General features: G+C 72.3%; 1 protein-coding gene. It reads left to right on the top strand.

The window, feature by feature from the left end; translation table 11 throughout:
* Positions 1–211: 211 nt before the first annotated feature.
* Positions 212–412, top strand: a 201-nt coding sequence (locus tag AC2JF9_RS09910; protein ID WP_500727433.1) for a hypothetical protein, incomplete at its 3' end; no start/stop codon positions are given.

Raw genomic sequence — 412 nt, 5'->3', positions numbered from 1 at the left:
CCTCTGGTTCGCTCGGTGCGGCCAAGCGGATCCTCGCAGCCGCTACACGCCGGAAAAGCAGCCCGTAGCGGCTGAGGCGCCTCAGCGCCGCCGCCGGGTCCTCGGCGGCGGCGTGCGAGCGGCGTCTGGCGCGCCTGAAATTCGTCGGGAGGGACCTCGGCGGAGTGGACCTTGTGCGCCACACTGGGGCGGAGCTGACAGGCGAGCACGCATGCACGACGACGACTTCGAGCCACGGCTCGGCCGTATGCGGGCCTCGGCATCGCCGCGTGGACGCAAGTATCTCCACGCCGTGCTCGCTGCAGCGATGCGGGCCGGCTTCAAGGGTCGAAGCGGACGCCGCTTCGAGGGGAGCCGCCTTGGCCGCGGCACGGCCGCAGCGCGGTTGCTGGGAGCGCGGGATCGTCATGCG

The sequence above is a fragment of the Lactobacillus sp. C449L genome (assembly GCF_059900815.1).
Note: the sequence above shows the minus strand (reverse complement) of the source record. Positions and strands in the feature narration are given on the sequence as shown.